This is a genomic window from Lutispora thermophila DSM 19022, from assembly GCF_900142105.1.
Lineage (GTDB): Bacteria > Bacillota > Clostridia > Lutisporales > Lutisporaceae > Lutispora > Lutispora thermophila.
Genome location: NZ_FQZS01000020.1, coordinates 40,320 through 58,359 on the forward strand (window position 1 = coordinate 40,320; position 18,040 = coordinate 58,359).

At 33.4% G+C, this 18,040-nt stretch carries 18 protein-coding genes and 1 pseudogene; 2 read left to right on the top strand and 17 right to left on the bottom strand.

The window, feature by feature from the left end; translation table 11 throughout:
* Window positions 1–3 precede the first annotated feature (3 nt).
* The 16 genes and pseudogenes from BUB48_RS13540 to BUB48_RS13615 all read right to left on the bottom strand — a co-directional run bounded on the left by BUB48_RS13540 (window position 4) and on the right by BUB48_RS13615 (window position 15,630).
* Window positions 4–1,131, bottom strand: coding sequence for an aminotransferase class I/II-fold pyridoxal phosphate-dependent enzyme (locus BUB48_RS13540; protein WP_073026762.1), 1,128 nt, complete (start codon window positions 1,129–1,131; stop codon window positions 4–6).
* 262 nt (window positions 1,132–1,393) lie between these two features.
* Window positions 1,394–2,725 carry a YjiH family protein gene (locus BUB48_RS13545; protein ID WP_073026763.1) on the bottom strand — a complete coding sequence of 444 codons (1,332 nt, stop codon included), beginning with the start codon at window positions 2,723–2,725 and terminating at the stop codon, window positions 1,394–1,396.
* A gap of 308 nt (window positions 2,726–3,033) precedes the next feature.
* Window positions 3,034–3,514 (bottom strand): annotated as a pseudogene (locus BUB48_RS19185) (lactate utilization protein).
* A gap of 40 nt (window positions 3,515–3,554) precedes the next feature.
* Window positions 3,555–4,301, bottom strand: coding sequence for a GNAT family N-acetyltransferase (locus tag BUB48_RS13555; RefSeq protein WP_073026764.1), 747 nt, complete (start codon window positions 4,299–4,301; stop codon window positions 3,555–3,557).
* A 368-nt stretch (window positions 4,302–4,669) separates the two neighbouring features.
* On the bottom strand, window positions 4,670–5,164 hold the full coding sequence (locus BUB48_RS13560) for a CD3072 family TudS-related putative desulfidase (RefSeq protein ID WP_073026765.1): 495 nt from the start codon (window positions 5,162–5,164) through the stop codon (window positions 4,670–4,672).
* On the bottom strand, window positions 5,164–5,715 hold the full coding sequence (locus BUB48_RS13565; RefSeq protein WP_073026766.1) for a CD3073 family putative ECF transporter S component: 552 nt from the start codon (window positions 5,713–5,715) through the stop codon (window positions 5,164–5,166). The genes BUB48_RS13560 and BUB48_RS13565 overlap by 1 nt, the downstream gene beginning before the upstream one ends.
* 394 nt (window positions 5,716–6,109) lie before the next feature.
* Window positions 6,110–7,339 (bottom strand): serine/threonine transporter SstT, encoded by a 1,230-nt coding sequence (gene sstT, locus BUB48_RS13570; protein WP_073026767.1) that lies wholly within the window; start codon window positions 7,337–7,339, stop codon window positions 6,110–6,112.
* A gap of 434 nt (window positions 7,340–7,773) precedes the next feature.
* Window positions 7,774–8,277: an AAA family ATPase gene (locus tag BUB48_RS13575; RefSeq protein WP_073026768.1), complete on the bottom strand. Its 504-nt coding sequence runs from the start codon at window positions 8,275–8,277 to the stop codon at window positions 7,774–7,776.
* A gap of 414 nt (window positions 8,278–8,691) precedes the next feature.
* Window positions 8,692–9,177 carry an arsinothricin resistance N-acetyltransferase ArsN1 family A gene (locus BUB48_RS13580; RefSeq protein ID WP_073026769.1) on the bottom strand — a complete coding sequence of 162 codons (486 nt, stop codon included), beginning with the start codon at window positions 9,175–9,177 and terminating at the stop codon, window positions 8,692–8,694.
* Window positions 9,178–9,186: 9 nt separating this feature from the next.
* Window positions 9,187–9,375 (bottom strand): hypothetical protein, encoded by a 189-nt coding sequence (locus tag BUB48_RS13585; protein WP_073026770.1) that lies wholly within the window; start codon window positions 9,373–9,375, stop codon window positions 9,187–9,189.
* A gap of 28 nt (window positions 9,376–9,403) precedes the next feature.
* A complete protein-coding gene (gene arsA / locus BUB48_RS13590; protein ID WP_073026771.1) occupies window positions 9,404–11,152 on the bottom strand; it encodes an arsenical pump-driving ATPase in 1,749 nt (582 codons plus the stop codon).
* 19 nt (window positions 11,153–11,171) lie between these two features.
* Window positions 11,172–11,543: an arsenite efflux transporter metallochaperone ArsD gene (arsD, locus tag BUB48_RS13595; protein ID WP_073026772.1), complete on the bottom strand. Its 372-nt coding sequence runs from the start codon at window positions 11,541–11,543 to the stop codon at window positions 11,172–11,174.
* A gap of 17 nt (window positions 11,544–11,560) precedes the next feature.
* Window positions 11,561–11,881 carry an ArsR/SmtB family transcription factor gene (locus BUB48_RS13600; RefSeq protein WP_073026773.1) on the bottom strand — a complete coding sequence of 107 codons (321 nt, stop codon included), beginning with the start codon at window positions 11,879–11,881 and terminating at the stop codon, window positions 11,561–11,563.
* Between the two features lie 358 nt (window positions 11,882–12,239).
* Window positions 12,240–13,301 (bottom strand): ACR3 family arsenite efflux transporter, encoded by a 1,062-nt coding sequence (gene arsB, locus BUB48_RS13605; RefSeq protein WP_073026774.1) that lies wholly within the window; start codon window positions 13,299–13,301, stop codon window positions 12,240–12,242.
* Between the two features lie 94 nt (window positions 13,302–13,395).
* Window positions 13,396–13,806, bottom strand: a complete 411-nt coding sequence (locus BUB48_RS13610) for an ArsR/SmtB family transcription factor (protein WP_073026775.1) — start codon at window positions 13,804–13,806, stop codon at window positions 13,396–13,398.
* A 1,110-nt stretch (window positions 13,807–14,916) separates the two neighbouring features.
* Window positions 14,917–15,630 carry a hypothetical protein gene (locus tag BUB48_RS13615; RefSeq protein ID WP_073026776.1) on the bottom strand — a complete coding sequence of 238 codons (714 nt, stop codon included), beginning with the start codon at window positions 15,628–15,630 and terminating at the stop codon, window positions 14,917–14,919.
* Window positions 15,631–16,456: 826 nt separating this feature from the next.
* Between BUB48_RS13615 and BUB48_RS13620 the strand changes: the two genes are divergently transcribed.
* Both BUB48_RS13620 and BUB48_RS13625 read left to right on the top strand, forming a co-directional pair.
* Complete coding sequence (locus tag BUB48_RS13620) at window positions 16,457–16,852, top strand: EAL domain-containing protein (RefSeq protein ID WP_073026777.1); 396 nt, start codon at window positions 16,457–16,459, stop codon at window positions 16,850–16,852.
* A 71-nt stretch (window positions 16,853–16,923) separates the two neighbouring features.
* Complete coding sequence (locus tag BUB48_RS13625; RefSeq protein WP_073026778.1) at window positions 16,924–17,136, top strand: sulfurtransferase TusA family protein; 213 nt, start codon at window positions 16,924–16,926, stop codon at window positions 17,134–17,136.
* Here the strand turns inward: BUB48_RS13625 and BUB48_RS13630 are convergent.
* Window positions 17,133–18,026, bottom strand: a complete 894-nt coding sequence (locus BUB48_RS13630; RefSeq protein WP_073026779.1) for a LysR family transcriptional regulator — start codon at window positions 18,024–18,026, stop codon at window positions 17,133–17,135. The genes BUB48_RS13625 and BUB48_RS13630 overlap by 4 nt on opposite strands.
* Window positions 18,027–18,040: the final 14 nt, after the last annotated feature.

The following is an 18,040-nucleotide window of genomic DNA, read 5'->3' on the forward strand; positions in this document are numbered from 1 at the left end:
TAATTACCTAGCAAATTTTTCTTCTATCAAAAACTCTTCGAATTTGGCCAGACTTTCAGGCATATTCTTGCGGCCATATCCCATTCTGAAGTATTGCCCATCCATTTCATAAATATAGGAAGGCAGCAATAGCACTCCTTTTCTGTCAACTGCAAGCTGGCAGAATTCCTTAACAGGCATATCAACCAACAGCTTATGGTATGCAACAGGGCCGCAAGTTATGGGTTTCTTTTCAAATAGATATGGATATCTGTCAAAAAACTCATCAGCTATCTTCATATTATTTCTTATGATATTTTTGCTTCTCTCCAACAGCTCATCACTGTGCTTAAGGGCAACTTTAGCCAAGAATTCAGCTGGAGCTGAATCACAAATGCTCATATAATGTTTGAATTTAACAACCTTTTTCAATGTCTCATGGTCTTTTGATACCAGCCAACCTACTCTGAGTCCGGCAAGGCCATATGCTTTAGACATAACGCCCAATGATGCACACTTTTCATAATGGTCCGCCATCCAGTCTCTTTTATCCCCATCCAGTTCCAATCCCTTATACACTTCATCAGAGAAAAGGTATATATCATGTTTTCTGCAAATTTCACATAACTTCTTTATTTCTTCATTTGTGAAAGTATATCCCGTCGGATTGTTGGGAGAATTAATGGCAATGATTTTAGTATTGGGCTTTATCAGTGCTTCAAGTTCATCAAAGTCAACCACCCATTTAGTTCCATCGTCCCTTATATGCCACAAGGACAATTCGCAGTTTGGAACTGATTTTGCTATCTCATAAGCGGATTGATAGTTTGGATACATGGCAATCATATGATCTCCTTCATTTAGCATCACATTCATATATCCAAAAATAGCCTCCTGAGCTCCATGGAAAACCAGCACATCTTCAGCGGTCATGTTTTTATACAATAAAGCAATCTTTTCTCTCAGCTCCGGGTCTCCCCAAGTCTCTGTATAACCCAACCATTGGTTAAGATATGCTTCTTCTGCGCCAGGCTCTAAAGAAAGCAGTTCCTTAGTTGTCATAGATTCACAATCAGATTGGGTCAATAGATAAGGTGCTGTGAACTCATACTTTTCAAAATAGCATTCAAGTCTAAAATCATTTATTTTCATGGTTTTTCCTCCTCTTCAATGACATTACACTGGTTATAATAACAATTTATGTATTGACTGTACCCATCCATTATGAGATTTTGTAACCAACCAATTTATATTAATCCAGTTCTTTTTCCCTACTTTTTAAATTCCACATAACTAAATCTGCACAGATGTACTTCATAGTAAAGAATGTATATGCATATATAGCCAAATAAGATGATTTTGAAAAGAAAAAATGCCCATTATATGGGCACTTTAAACGAATACATATTTATTTTTATACAACAAGCAAATGAACAAAAGGAGTAGCCAAAATCAGCGACAAGACAGTTCTTTCAATCCATATTATCAATAAGTCCTTGATGTCAATATCTATATCTGTAGATAAAATGCATGGAATTGAAGCAGAGAAGAACAGTATTTCAGACACGCATACAACGGCTACAACTGCTTGAACTGCTGGAGAAGCAGAAGCAACTATGCTTGCAGGAAGAAACATTTCTGCAAGACTTATGGCACATCCCTTGGCAAGAAGTGCTGCTTCTGTTCCAAATCCCAAAAGCATCGTAAAGGGCATAAATATATACCCAATGACATCAAATAAAGGGGTGTATTCAGCCAGCACAAGGCCAAAGAAACCTATGGACATCAATGTAGGTCCTATAGAAAGGGCCAATCTTACACCGTCTCTGAAATTGGTTACAATACCTTTCCCAACCCCTGGAGCTGCTGCACAAGCTTTAAGACCCTCATGCAAAGCAGTTAAAAACAATTTGCCTTTCTCAGGAATTGGCTCGGGTATGACCTCCATGCCGTTATATCCTCCATCGGACTTTTTAGACAGTGGATAAATCCTGGCAGTCAATGCTGTTACTATAAAGGTTATCACAAGGGTGCCCCAAAAGTAAGTATTCCATTTATCCATAAGTCCAAGTGTCTTAGCTACAACAACCATGAAGGTAGCAGAAACCGTGGAAAAACCTGTTGCTATAATGCAGGCTTCCTTATTGGTATAATAGCCTTCTTTATATACTCTGTTTGTTATAAGCAACGCTACTGAATAACTTCCTACGAAGGATGCCACTGCATCAACAGCAGACCGCCCTGGTGTCTTCCATATGGGACGCATAACTGGCTTCATAAATACACCTATAAATTCCATAAGTCCATAGTTAATCAAAAATGCAAGGAATACAGCTCCTACAGGTACCAACATGGTTACAGGAATAACTACTTTATCAAAGACGAAGGGCAGCATATCTGATCTCTGTATTCTCTCAGGCCCCAGTTCAAATACAGCCATAAAATACACAACAACTCCTAATACCTTAAAAACCGAAAAGATCGTAGTGATTACATCTTTGTTCCATGTTTTTCTTATAAAAGGCAATATGGCTCCTATGATGATCACTATTCCTGCATAAATGGCACCAAAATGAGGAATCTGACGAATGAATGTAACAATGTGATCAATGGGTATGGACTTTGATCCTCCAATGCTGATGGGGATAAAAAACATAAAAATACCCAAAAGATTTAGTAAAATAAACTTTGCCATGATATCCGGTTTCCTTTGCAGTTCTGTATTTACTGAAGTTTTTAATGTCATATACAACCCTCCCAATTTGAATTTTCATATACCTCCCAGTAAATTTTACTATATTAATTGGTAATTTATAATATTTTACTTCATTGTTTTATATTTCAATATCCATCAAATTTATACATATACTCGCCTTAATATCATATTTACAGCTTCATTCCTGTAAGAAATTAAATTTATACTGTCCTAAACATTATAAAAATCCCGTAATAGATCAGAATTTATAACTAATCCATTACGGGATTGTGTAGACCAATTTGCTAATATCCCAATTGCTTTCCGACAATGATTACTTTTATCCTTCCTTTGGTAAATTACCCTCTTATGATTACAAAATCATTTCATATTCTATTTGGACTTATTGCAATCTATACAGTAACCTAAAGTAGTACAAGTCGTATCCTTACCCAATCTTTTGCATCTATGAGAGCAGCATATTGTCTAATTCTTTTTCTGCCTTCTCAATACCGCGAACTGTTTTATTGACGCCTGTAACTAATATAACTTGCTTTGGGCCATATATAATTGGTGCAACTCTGCTTCCATTGCCATCAATATTGTGCAATTCCCCACTCTCAGTTATAGCATTCGTACTGCACATTAAGATATCGGCAGAAAAGTTTTTTATGTAAATGTCAATTTTTCTTCAATGGTTATACCTTCTCTATATTTATCAATAAAGACAAAATTGCCTTTTCGAAAAAAATCCATGACTCCTGTTTCAAAAAGAGTCATGGAATCTCCCACGGTTCTTTCAACCCTCTTATTAATATACCATGCAATATTTTTTTCCAAACATATGCCTTCCATGTAAAATTGTTTACTCTTTTTTCTCTCACTCACTTAGCTTATATGAAACCCATACATTGGGCTCAACATATTCGCCAATATCATTCTCTACATCAACCTTAACGGGAACTAACGCTCCATCAATTACATAATCTCCACTGCTCATAAATTTCATACCTGTCCATTCTTCCCAATCCTCTATCTTTCCCGGAATATACATGGCCTTGTGGCATACTTTTACTATTTCTGCACCTTGTCTAACATGTACTCTTAGCCATGGATCAAAGGGCAGTCCATTGCCATCCTTCCACTGAATGTAATCTTCAATGGGTATCAAAGGATATTTGCTTTTCATATTAGGTCTTACAGGAATAACCAGATATTTAAATCCTTTTCTAATAGCGATGGATTTCATCTCCTTAACTATCAGTTGACTTAATCCTTTCCCCTGATGTTTTTTGTCTATGCCAATTTGAAGACCGCACAAAACATTGGGATTCTTATTATTTGAGTTATCTTCAAACCCTTTAAGTAATGCCCAATCCCATCCTTCTTCCGGCAGGTTGCCTAAATCTTCATCCCAATAAAAGGGAATAGCATTTGCAAATCCAACTATACTGTCATCCATTAATATGGAAAATTGATATTCAGCAAACGTTTTGTATATGTTTTTAAAATTAGCATTTGAAATCGGATCATTTAAAATAAATTCAGGCCATATTTCACATGTTATATGATCATGTGTCTTCTTATGTTCCGGTTTTTCAGCAGCAGTAATAACTGTATAGTTCATTTTTATTCCCCCGTTTTCCATCATGAAATAAGCATGACTTAAATATCAGTGTATCGCCATTTACAAAACAAAAACGAAACACATAATTATTCATGGTTCTACATATTAGAACATGATAATCTGCTATTAATGCATATAATTAGAATACTATGTAACAACATTTTTGTCAACATAACTCTATCCATAAACTTTAGTAACCATTATAAGTTCCTTGCATGATTTATCTTAAACCTTTATACCCAGCTTTACCTATCCCATATAGCAAAATTCCCACAGCAAATGAAGATGGCTCTTGCATCTGCTGCGGGATTTTTCAACGAACTTTTTTAGAACCAAGTTTATTATCATGACTGGAATTGCATAATATATCAACATGCGTTGCTTATAAACTCCTTAAATCTATCTATAAAACCTTTTTCATTTTCACCATCATGATAATCCGTTGGCACATCTATTAAATTGAGTTCAATGTTTGCCTCCCTGCATGAAGATAATAGCTCCTCCATAAGTATTCCCCTATCACCTATAATGCTGCAGGTTGGGCTGCCGTTTATACCTATTAAACCGATAATATAATAACCATTATCTAAGTACTCTTTCATTACAGTTACAATATCTTTTGATATGTCTTTACATAACTTCCTGAATTCCTCATTATCATACTCTTCTTTGGTCATAGGCTTTCTTTTCAATCCTAGGTATCTGTATTCCGGACATGGAAGTTGATGTATACCTATCCCATTGTTAAATATAACCTCTACTATATCTCTATAAGGTCCCTTTGCCCTTGCTAAAGGAGGTACCACAGTATTTTGATTTAATATGCAATGAGATGTAAAGATTACCTTTTTGCTTCTCTCCATTACATGACTCCTTGTATATAGTTTTTTGGAATTCTCGCAACAATCCATGAAACTATTACACAGCTTGCAATCTTATCTACTATATTGCTTGTTATTCTAGGTATGAATGCAGCTGTAAAAACTTTCTGTCCTGTCTGCACTAACCAGGTAAAGAATACATCGTTAAAGTCTCCGGTAAGTCCTCCATATACATATACTGATATAGGTGTTCCTATGAGCGGACAAACTACAGCCAGTATTGCTCCTGTAATAATCGCAGCCTTCAGATCAAACTTCCACTTCTTTGCAATTAAACCAACTACAATTCCTACTACAATATTTACTAATGCAAAAGGTATATTTTTTGGATTCTGTATAATTCCCAAGGCTACATTTGTGAGTCCTCCTGTTAAGGCACCATAAAAAGGTCCATATACTACTGCAACAAATATAGTTCCTATGGTATCCAGAAACAATAGCGGAATATTTAACATCCCTGATACTGTTCCAAGGACTATATTTATAGCAATACCTAAAGCTGAAAATATAAGTATTCTATTATTGCTTTTCATAATACAACCTCCTGCTCTCGATAATGTAATTAATTATACTAGAGCTTTATTTCTATGTTAAATTGATAAATTCTATAGCTTGTCAATCTATTATATGTATTACCTATAATATCAACTATATCCAGACTAAAGGCTTTAATCATGGTGTCGCAAACATCACAATAAAAGCAAAACCCCGAAGCAAATAAAAATTTCTCTTCCATCTGCTGCGGGATTTTGGAACATTAAAAAGCCTCTAAAATGTAATTGTGAAGAAAACATCCAAAGGAGTTCAATATAAGTGCAATTTGATTCTGTTGGAAATTTATTAAATTAAATATGTCTGCAAAATGAAGGACGGTTCTCATTAAATAACCGCCCTTATCTTGATTATATATTATTGCTCTATTCTTACCTATTTGATTACTATTTTCCTGCCCTGCTTTTTCCATTCAGCAAATTCAGCAGCTGCAGTAAACAGCACGTCTGTTGATGAATTGACTGCTGTTTCGCATGAGTCCTGTATAACACCAACTATAAATCCTACACCAACTACTTGCATCGCAATGTCATTGGGAATTCCAAACAAGCTGCATGCTAAAGGAATAAGAAGCAATGATCCACCTGCTACCCCTGAAGCACCTGCAGCACTTACAGCTGATAATACGCTTAGTATTACTGCAGTAGGTATATCTACAGAAATTCCAAGTGTATGAGTAGCTGCAAGGGTCAATACAGAAATTGTAACAGCTGCACCTGCCATGTTAACAGTAGCTCCCAAAGGAATAGACACTGAATAGGTGTCCTTATCCAAACCAAGTCTTTCAGCCAGGCTCATGTTAACCGGAATGTTGGCAGCTGAGCTTCTTGTGAAAAACGCTGTTATACCACTTTCTTTCAGGCACTTGAGCACAAGGGGATATGGGTTCTGACGTATCTTTAAGAAAACAATTATAGGATTCATTACTAAAGCTACAAAGGCCATAGCGCCAACAAGCACTAATATTAATTGTCCATAGCTTAATAATACCTCTATACCGCTTGTTGCAATGGAGTCAAATACCAATCCCATGATACCCAGTGGAGCGAAGCTGATAACTATTCTTACCATATCTGCCAATGCATCAGAAACGTTAGCCATAAATGTTTTAGTTGAATCAGCTGCTTTTCTTAATGTTATGCCGAATAATACTGCAAATGCCAATATACCAATGTAGTTGGCATTAAATATCGCTTTTACAGGGTTGTCAACCAGATTCATCAACAAACTCTTAAGGACTTCTGTAATTCCGCCCGGAGCTGACACACTTTCAACTCCTGATACTAGTGTCAACTTTATTGGGAACATAAAGCTTGCAAGAACACCTACAACACCAGCCAGGAATGTTCCTACAACATAAAGCACAACAATGGCTTTCATATTGGTTTTATGACCGCTTTTATGCTGAGCAAGAGCTGATGAAACCAAGAAGAAAACCAGTACAGGCGCCAATGCCTTTAAAGCGCCAACGAATAAAGACCCAAAAATAACAACAAATTTTGCTTGTTCAGGAATTGTTAATGCCAAAATAATACCGATAATCAAGCCTACTATTATCTGCTTTACCAGGCTTAACCGTTTCCACATGTTAATTAAATTTTTCAAAGCTGAATCCTCCTGTACTAATAGAATGAATTAAAGAAAAATGTTACTTGGATGATATAGATGTGCTGTCAGTATTTTATTTTACATAATTATAGCTTGATATATATTAGTTTACCTTTTTTCATTCCATTTGGAAAGCAGAAAATTGGATTATGTAAATATTGTTATGTTAATCTTATCCAGATGTATTTTTTTTGAAAATAAGCAAATCCCTTAGCAAATGAAGAATTCTCTTGCATTTATTAAGGGATTTTCCGGCTCTAAATTCAATGTTTTCATTCCACTTAATAACATTTATTACTTAATTTTCTTGATAATTTATAGTTCCCAATAGTGAATAATAACAAATCAGTGTATTGCTCATACACGTTATCTCCTATTATTACAGACTCATGCTTTGTCATACCACAATCTCTTCATAGCGTGTTATGAAACTATTTCTTAATGTACCCAAATATTATTTTAGCTGCTTCTTTAGCAGAAACCTTGCTTACATCAATTTTCTCTGTATCCATTTCAAAATAATTTTTTAATCTTGATATACTTCTGTTAATAACGTCTTCAGTCCTTATTCCCATTTCTATATCCTTTCTAATTCGTGAAATTAACGCTTGCTCTGAACATACCAAAGAAAATTTATATAATATGCAACTATGTTTGTCTAGCCTAGATAATACATCATCAAGGATACTTTGTTCATGCATTACCCAACAAAAAATTATATTTTCATACACTGAACACGAAATATAATTATTTAATAGATAACTAATATTGTCTATTACCATCTTTTTAGTTTCATCATTCACGATAAAAGGTGACATGTCCCAGCACCAATCACCATCGAGGAAAACAGAATTTGGCAATAGTTTTTGCAGCTCTCTGCTTGTGACTGTCTTTCCTACCCCCATAGTTCCATTTATAAAAATGAGATTTTTCATTTTCCATCCTCCAACGCTTAAATAATCTCTAACTCCTTCGTTATAAAATACAAATTCGCACTATTTACCTTTGTTTTGCACTTATAACTCATAATAGCACCTACTTTAACCAGCCACCTTTTATCGAACCCTCCTAACACTATCTTAATCTTCTCCTCAGCCTGTTTTCTATACTATTACCTCCGCCTGTCATAGCAGTATTACAAGTAACAATCTATATAGAATATCTACTTTGTAACTACCTTTACACGAATAATGCTAAATTTAGAGACAGAAGGTCTGGCTCAAGATTCTTGATCGAATACAAAAGGAACAATGAATATGTTGACTACAAGAGAATTTCACATTCCATTCATACTATCCGAAAGAATATTTATGCATAATAGTAACTATAAACTAGTCATCAAGTATTAGTTACATTATTGTAATGTCAATCCACTTACCATCCAAAATTCCATGTTTTTCATAAGTTCCAACCTCTCTGAATCCAAGAGATTTATAAAGTTTTTGTCCTGCTTCATTGGTCTTAAATGTGCTTAAAACAAGCTTATGAAAACCTTCATCTTTAGCTGTTTGTATAAGCGATCTAAGAAGCAGCTTTCCTAATCCCTTGCCACGCATTTTTCTCGAAATATATATTGATATATCCACCACGCCAGAATAGCAGCATCTTGAATTGAAAACATTTAGTGAAGCCCACCCGTGGACTGTATTTTTCTCATCTTCTATTACCAATACTTTATGCCTACCACTTCTGTCCTTCAGCCAATCAAGCATTTCTTCTTCTGTTTTTAATTTTGATTCAAGTGTAGCTATCCGATCTTCAATTCCTTCGTTGTATATTTTAGTAATGAAAGGTATATCATGTTGATGTGCTATTCTTACATTATAGTTAACAATAAATACCCCCTATTTTCTGGCCTTTATCAGGTCACCTGCATATGCTCCATCTAAGGACTCAATATTTGATGCATCATCGGGATCTATGAATATCTCTTTATTAGAAAGAATGCTTTCTATTACATCCTTAGTGTATATATGTGCAATTTCAATATTTACATCTTCAAAACCAGACTCCTTCGTAATTAGTAAAGACATTACATTTCAATGTAATGCCTTTACTATTCTAATCTATAAGATCTTTAAGTTTTTCGCCTTTTACTTCTTCTGGAATCCATTCTATAACTGCAAAATTCCCTTTTGATATTTCACTTACCTTATTAATCCACTTTACTTCATTGCTTGCCCTTGCCTTTAAAATACTATTGGTTGTTTTCGCAGCATATAAGCTTGAATTTATTACCCACCATCTGCTATGAATTCCAGCTCTGTTTAAATCTTCTTGAAGTCTTAATGCTTCGTAAACCGGAGTAGCTTCAGCTAAAGTTACAATAATCACTTCTGTTTCTAATTCATCTCTCAGTTTAGGTAAAAGTTTTTTAACTGATTCTGGAATATCTCCCTGTGAACGCTGAATTTCCTTATGATAGCTTTGAGTGGAATCCAAAAGCAAAAGCGTATGCCCTGTTGGCGCTGTATCAATTACTACAATCTCATTTTCTGACCTTTTCACGATTTCAGCAAAAGCTCTAAATACTGCAATTTCTTGAGTACAAGGCGATCTTAAGTCTTCCTCTATATAAGCAATATCATCTTCACTCATTGTCTCTCTAGCTTTGCTTAATACCTCTTCTTTATACTTTTCAAGTTCTGCTTTTTCATCAATATTGCTTATGGTAATGCCATAGCTTTCATCTAATACAAACTTTAAATGAGCTGCAGGGTCAGTAGTTGTTAAATGAACTTTCTTGCCCCTTTTGGCTAATTCCAAAGCAATTGCAGCTGCTACTGTCGTTTTTCCTACTCCACCTTTGCCCATTGTAAATATTATTTTTTTATCTCTATTATACAAATCTTCAATTACATTCTTTAATTTTTGTATATCGTAATCATTTAGCATTTCATTATCATAATTAATTCTACCACTTTTCAAAAAAGCTCTTACATTTTCCAAACCAGTTACATTGTAAGGTCTTAGAGGTAATTTAAAAGTTTCTATAGCTCTAAGTGCTTGTGGCATATTCTTCAGGGAATTTTGCTGTTTCTTATAAATAGCATTGGAAAGGTAGTCATCATGCTCTTCCAGTACACCATTGATTACCAAAACCTGATTATTTATTCCTATATCCTGAAGCTCTTTAGATGCTCTCTCCGCTTCTTTTAGTGGTGATTTTTCAGGTCTGGATACAATTATAAGTGTAGTTTTTTCTTTGTTTGCGAGATTCTCTACTGCATTTTTATATACTTCTTTTTTATTTTCAAGTCCCGAAAGCTGCCCTAAGCATGAAGCACCATGAGTATTTTCATTAATAAAATTAGTCCACGCTGAAGGAAGCTGAAGCATCCTTAGAGTATGACCTGTTGGAGCTGTGTCAAATATTATATGATCATATTCCATGGCTGCATTTTCATCAGTTATAAAGTTTGAGAATTCATTAAATGCAGCAATTTCAATAGTACATGATCCAGAAAGCTGTTCCTCCATATTTTTCAAAACTGCTTCAGGCAATTTGCCACGGTAAGGTCCTATAACACTTTCTCTATATTCAGCAGCTGCCTCCACTGGATCAAAGTTTGCAACAACTAAGTTAGGTACATCTTTTAAAGCAACACCTTTGTTATTCAATTCAACATCAAAGACATCTTGTAGGTTTGAAGCTGGGTCAGTGCTGATTAGCATAATCTTTTTGCCTTCATCGGCTAAAGCTACTGCTGTAGCACATGCTAATGATGTTTTACCAACCCCACCTTTTCCTGTAAAAAAAATATACTTTGTCAATCTTATTTCTGTCACACTAAATTCTTTAATTGACATCCATATCCCTCTTTCAAAATTAGCAGCATCCACTCTTGCAGCAGCATCTTTTAATCACTTTTTTCTCAGTTGCTTTTAAGTAATCTTCTGATATACCTAATAGACTGCAAAATTCTTCATTGGTCGGATAGGCTTTGGTTTTTACTATAACTCCATCAACCATTGTAATTGGAAGTACATCCACTCCCTCATCATTCAATTTTTTATTTACTTCTTCATTCTCAACAAATATCTGTGGATTATTAGTCAGATTGTATCTTTCAATCACTATTCCTCTTTTTTTCAAATTATTTAATACTGTAGAAACTCTCAAAAGCTCCGGATCAACACTTGGCCCGCATACTCCTGTTGGACAACACATAGCTGGATCAAAAATCATCATCTTTTTCATAATCATACACTCCTCTACTAGCATTTACATTTTGATTTATCTTTACAGATACATTCATCAGTATCTGTTATAAGATTCATAAGAAACAATATAAGCTTATTGCAGTTAGATATATTTAGAGAATAATAGCTCCATAGCCCTTCTTTTCTGCATTCTACAATATTGCAGTCCATCAGAACCTTCATATGATGTGAAAGTGTCGGCTGTGTAAAATCAAAATGTTCCAAAATATCACAGGCACACATTTCTCCGCAGGATAAAATATCGATTATTTTAAGCCTATTTGGATCTGCAAGAGCTTTAATAATCTTCGCACCTTCATCATAATTTAACTTCATCTCAACACCTCAGTATATTGATATTTATCTATATATAATATATGTTTATATCTATATAATGTCAATATTTCTTCAAATAGCAATATGGATATTAGTCTATATATTTATGACTTTCTATTTAATTATTTGAGACCTTTTTATTATGTGTTACTATAGATCTAATACAATTACCTCTCTTAATTTAGTTTTCAGAGAAACTTGATATTACGGCATATAAAAACCGGTTAAAATGATTAATCACTTTAACCGGAATATTATTTGCTTGAATCTTATATAATTGCTTTTAACATATTTAATATTTGTGTGTATATCGATTGCTTCTACTATTCTCATCATTCATTTGCTGTTTATCCTACATTCATTTTTCAGGAAACCACTTTCTTGTATTATTTGCAATTCTAACCAAGGTCAACATTATGGGCACTTCTGTTAAGACCCCTGCAACTGTAGCAAGAGCCGCACCTGATTCAAGTCCAAATAGAGAAATAGCCACTGCAACCGCAAGTTCGAAGAAGTTACTCGCTCCAATCATTCCAGCAGGTGCTGCAATGCTGTGAGGTAATTTCCATGCCTTTGCCCAGCCATAGGCAATGAAAAATATAAAGAATGTCTGGATAATTAATGGTACGGCAATTAATACAATATGCAAAGGATTGCTTAAAATAATTTCACCCTGGAAAGAGAAAATAATTATTAATGTAAGAAGAAGACCTACAATAGTTACATTATCAAATTTCTTGAGAAAAATATTTTCGAAATACTCTATACCCTTGCGTTTAATAATGTTCCTTCTAGTAAGATATCCTCCTGCCAATGGGATAACAACAAACAAGATTGTTGATAATACCAGCGTGTCGTAAGGAACGGTTACATTACTTACACCTAATAGGAATGCGACAATTGGTGTAAACGCAAACAATATAATCAAGTCATTCATAGCTACCTGCACCAATGTATAAGCAGGATCGCCTTTTGTCAGATAACTCCATACGAACACCATAGCTGTACATGGTGCAGCTCCTAGCAGTACTGCACCTGCAAGGTATTCAATCGCTAAATTTTGTTCAATCCATCTACTAAACACTACCTTCAAGAAAAACCCAGCTATAAGATACATTGTAAAAGGCTTGATAAGCCAGTTTGTTGTACAAGTTACTATAAGTCCTTTTGGCTTTTTTGTTGCCCTGACAATGCTTGAAAAATCAATTTTAAGCATCATGGGGTATATCATGAGCCATATAAGAATGGCAACAGGGATGGATACATTAGCATATTCAAGTTTGCCTAAAGTTTCAGGGATTATAGGAATTAATTGTCCTATTGCAACTCCCACTATTATACAGGCTGCCACCCAAAGTGTGAGATATTTTTCAAAAAAACCTAATCCCTTGTTTTCTTGTATTACTTCTTTACTACTCACATTTTATGCCCCCAATCTGTTTATAATAAATATGATTTATTTATATGATTATATTCGATTATAATCATATAATTTGTTTAAGACGAAGTTCTGTTTAGTTCTCATTTCTTGTATTATCACACTGACACTGCAGATACTTAAAAACCTGACTTTTATCATTTCGCAGGTGCTCACAAGTAAAGTTACCTTCTTTAAACTTTTTTAGTCTTTCTATATCTCTTTTCAATTGTGTTTTTTCATCCATCTTGTTCTTAATATATTCATACAGTAGGTTGTTTTCTTCAATAAAATTATTATTTATTCTATAGTAGACCCATTGCGATTTCTTTTCACTGGTTATAATTCCTGAAGTTTTTAATTTATTTAGATGCCTTGAAGCATTGGACTGCGTCATATCCAGCACTGTTTCTATCTCGCACACACAGAGTTCCCCTCTTATTAACAAATTGAGTATTCTAATTCTGTTTTCATCTCCCAATGCTTTAAAGATTTCTATAAAATCCAATTTATCACCTCTATATGATTATATTCAATTATATGCATATACTAATGTAAATTTTTGCTTTTGTCAATAAAAGCATTGTTATTTTAGTCCTATTGTATATTTAAAATAAACTCCGCTCCAAACCACTTTCCCTCAAACCCTTATGCCTTCTAGTATTAACCCTATTCTTCTAATCTCTTCCATATAATAAAGTCGGTTCTAAAATTCAATATTTTCATTCCATTTAATAACATTTATTCCTTAATTCTTGTAGTAATTTTTAAAATAAAGTCGGTTCCAAATAGGGATATGTTGAAAGGAAAATAGGAATAAGTTTCATGGGTTAAGGGTTAAGGTTTTATTTCACCCTTTCAGTTGCTATATCAATATTATCTTCAATACAGTAGTCAATACTTCTCTCAATCCCTTTAAAATCAATAGTTTTAAGGCTGTAACCAACAAATAATTCTAATCAAAATTCTAATGAAAAATCTAATAACTTAGTCCTTATACCTTAGCCCTTTCCCCTGTAAAAAAAGCAAACCCCGCAGCAAAACAGGGGTTATCCTGCATTTACTACGGGATTATGGAATGAACTTTATTTTTATGGAGCGAACTTTATTTTAATGGAGTCAACTTTATTTGAATTATACACTTGTAATTGTATACACATAAAAAACTCATGTCAAAACCCAACACCCCCTCAACCCCTTGTCCCATCTATCCTTAACCATATTTACCTATTTTCTTCCAGATAAAAAAGTCATGTCAAAAATCACCCCTTTTCCCTGTCTCTTTCTCCTAATATTTTCCTATTTTCCCTCTCATTTTAGATAAAAAAGTCGTGTCAGAAATAGGGATAAGGTTCAAGGGAAAAGGGAAAAGTTTTTATCAATATCTTTCATCAATACTCTATTCAAATCCAATAAAATCAATGCTTTTAACCTTATACCTTACCCCTTTACCCTACTCATCCTAAAACAAAAATCATGGCTACAATAAGGCTTTCTGCCCTATTTTCACCATGACTTTTAACATGACTTTTTTATTTATAACACAACTTTTTTATTCGTGACACGAGTTTTTAGGGTTATACAACTATAATTATCAAGACTTATGAATATGAAGCAATTAAAAACCATTAAATAACTCCATTCGCACTGCCGTATGAAATCCACTCAATTCATCAGATGTTTTTTGCAAAATTTTAAATAAATCTACTATTTTATCAGGCTTATGATTAGAGTATATTTTTTTAGCATCTCCATTACTATCTTCAATAATTAGTGTAATTGTTTTTTTACCCTGTTCTATTTCTTTTTGAATTCCCTGCATTGTATTTTCTCTAAAAAAATTCTTATTTTTATCCTTATTTTTGTCTTTGCTAATAGGATATCGAAAATAATCACTTACACTATCATACCCATTTATTTTGTCTATCCATTTTTCAAATTCATCGTTAAATTTCCATATTGTTGTAGTATTTTTACTCAAATAATCCTTATTACTTTTAATAAGAAAATCAAGATAATTATATAAATCCTTTATGTTATGCGTAGTCTTCAATAATATCCAAGTTCCATTATTAAGTTTTATTTTCGGTTCTCCAGTACATTTGTCATTATCAAAATTTAGTTTGAATTTTTTATGAAACAGAATGATGCATGATTTTAAAAATAGTTCTATACAATGTCTTCTTAAAAAATTAACTGGTAGAACCAAATACCAATCTTCTCTAAACTTCTCCGAACTACACAAATCATTGGCTGCTGCATAATATATAGAACCAATCATTCCATACCCATAATCAGGCTGTTCCTCTAAAGGCATAAAATAATAATTCACATTCATTCCCTCCAAAAACATTAAATGTCTACAGTTACTTCCTATAATATATAATTCTATAAGAATAATCTGTCATCCTATCTCCATTATACTTTAAATCTTATTTATAAAATATCATATATGCCTTATGATTTTTAAACCAATGCTAATAACCGTAACTATTTTTACATACAACTTTATTTTCATTCTGATAGAACTTTACCGCTTATGAAACAACTGTCCAGTTTCTGTAATTTATATCCTTAATCCTATTGCTGTGCCCCCTTATAACCTTTCAATGGCATGACTTTATATTTCAGAACTAACTTACTAATAGAACCGACTTTATTATTACAGAATCAACTTTATTATCACAGAGTCAACTTTATTATTATATAACTTCCCCCTTATTCCTTATCCCAAAAAATCCTTACCCCTAACTATGTATATTTAAAATAAACTCCGCTCCAAACCGAAATCCCTCAAACCCTTATCCCTTCTCGCCTTATGCCCATTTCCCTAATTCTTTCCATATAATAAAGTCCGCTCTAAAATTCCATATTTTCATCCCATTTATTTACTTTTATTCCTTATTTCTTGTAACAATTTTTAAAATAAAGTTGGTTCTTTTTAGGGGTAAGGTGCAAGGGAAAAGGTATAAGGTTGCATTTTCTCATGTGTTTCTTCTAATCTTTTTATCAATTCCGGTATCAATATTTAAATCAATATAGTACTCTCAATCCCTTTAAAATCAATGCTTTAGCCTTATCTCCAATCTCTTGACCATAACAATCTTAGCCCTTGCCCCATGTCCCTTTATCCTAATAAAAAGCAAATCCCGCAGCAAATGAAGATTTCTCTTGCACTTACTACGGGATTTTGGAACGAACTTTATTTTTATAGAGCGAAGTTTATTATTACGGAGTGGAGTTTATTTGTATTATACACGGGTTTCTCCTCCCTTGGTCAAATAAATCTCTTTGAGGTGGACAAGCTGAAGATAGATAAAATATTTATAGATGATCTATTGAACATTAAAAAGAAACAAAATCTAGTGAAATCAATTATTGCAATGGCAAAAAGCTTGAGTTTAACAGTGGTAGCAGAAGGCATTGAAACCAATGAACAGTTGTTGTGTCTAAAGCAATTTGGCTGTCACTTGGGACAGGGATATCTATTGAGTAAGCCTTTATCTGTAGATGAAATTGAGACATTATTAAATTCATCAAATAACATTATATAACTCGTAGATATGGCAAAGTTGTATTATAATATTTATAGCAACAGTAACATTATATTGAGGGGAGCGTTCCCATGAAGACAGTAGATTGCCTTGGAGATATGTGTCCAATACCTATTATTAAGACAAGAAAAGCCTTAAAAAAAACTACCTCTGGAGAAACCATAAAGGTAGTTACAGATCATAGCTGTGTATTGGAATCTATAGTAAATAACTTTAAAGAATATAAGATATCACATGAAGAAGTCATAAATGGAGTTTGGGAAATTTTTATTACAAAGGATTAACATAAATTCTTTTTAGCAGTCCTCTTGAAGTATTCAACAAAATTATATAGGGTTTCATCTTGAATATTTTTATCATATATTAAGTACATGTCATATTCTATAGAATAATCTATAATATCTATTTGTTTAAGCTGTTTGTTATACAGCTCTTTTTTTATGGATGTATAAGGTAAAAATCCAATTCCAAATCCATTGAGTACTGAAGATTTTACCGATTCTGCAGAATCGCTATTATATAACACCTTTAAATCTTCAATTTTAAGACCTATACTGCTTAATTTGTTTTTAATTGCATCTATAACATGTACTTTATCATTCAAAAGAATAAACGGATGGTTTATTAATTCCATAAAATCTATTTTGTCATCTATCTTATAATCTTGAGAAGAAACTAATACTATTTTATCTGTACCTATCTTATAGTAGGATAGATTTGAACTTTTAGGTCTGTTGTATATGACTCCAATATCACATATGTTGTTCATGACGTTTTGTTCGATCTCATCGGACTCATTTGGATTTAACTCAAAATTGTAATTGGCAAACTTCTTCTTAATCTCATACATAACACAGGGCAAAGAGTATGTGGCTATAGACCAACAAGCTTCAATTTTTATATTTCTTTCGTTTTCATCAGCAGATTTGATATGTTGAAGCATTGCCTCATAGGTTCTGATAATGTTGTCCACATATTTCAATACAATTAGCCCTTTATCTGTTAATTCAACACCTTTATTACTCCTTTCCAATAGCTTACATCCTAATATTTCCTCTAGTTTAGAAATCTGCTGACTTAATGCTGATTGAGATATATAAGCGCTTTGAGCTACCTTGGAGATACTTCCTGTAATGGCAACCTTATAAAAGTAATAAAGATATTCTATGTTCATTGACCTTCAGCTCC

Coding starts and splice junctions, on each gene's coding strand:
- BUB48_RS13540 (WP_073026762.1), bottom strand. CDS start 1,131: ATGAAAATAAATGATTTTAGACTTGAATGCTATTTTGAAAAGTATGAG.
- BUB48_RS13545 (WP_073026763.1), bottom strand. CDS start 2,725: ATGACATTAAAAACTTCAGTAAATACAGAACTGCAAAGGAAACCGGAT.
- BUB48_RS13555 (WP_073026764.1), bottom strand. CDS start 4,301: ATGAACTATACAGTTATTACTGCTGCTGAAAAACCGGAACATAAGAAG.
- BUB48_RS13560 (WP_073026765.1), bottom strand. CDS start 5,164: ATGGAGAGAAGCAAAAAGGTAATCTTTACATCTCATTGCATATTAAAT.
- BUB48_RS13565 (WP_073026766.1), bottom strand. CDS start 5,715: ATGAAAAGCAATAATAGAATACTTATATTTTCAGCTTTAGGTATTGCT.
- BUB48_RS13575 (WP_073026768.1), bottom strand. CDS start 8,277: ATGAAAAATCTCATTTTTATAAATGGAACTATGGGGGTAGGAAAGACA.
- BUB48_RS13585 (WP_073026770.1), bottom strand. CDS start 9,375: ATGTCTTTACTAATTACGAAGGAGTCTGGTTTTGAAGATGTAAATATT.
- arsA (WP_073026771.1), bottom strand. CDS start 11,152: ATGTCAATTAAAGAATTTAGTGTGACAGAAATAAGATTGACAAAGTAT.
- arsD (WP_073026772.1), bottom strand. CDS start 11,543: ATGAAAAAGATGATGATTTTTGATCCAGCTATGTGTTGTCCAACAGGA.
- BUB48_RS13600 (WP_073026773.1), bottom strand. CDS start 11,881: ATGAAGTTAAATTATGATGAAGGTGCGAAGATTATTAAAGCTCTTGCA.
- BUB48_RS13620 (WP_073026777.1), top strand. CDS start 16,457: ATGAAGATTTCTCTTGCACTTACTACGGGATTTTGGAACGAACTTTAT.
- BUB48_RS13625 (WP_073026778.1), top strand. CDS start 16,924: ATGAAGACAGTAGATTGCCTTGGAGATATGTGTCCAATACCTATTATT.
- BUB48_RS13630 (WP_073026779.1), bottom strand. CDS start 18,026: ATGAACATAGAATATCTTTATTACTTTTATAAGGTTGCCATTACAGGA.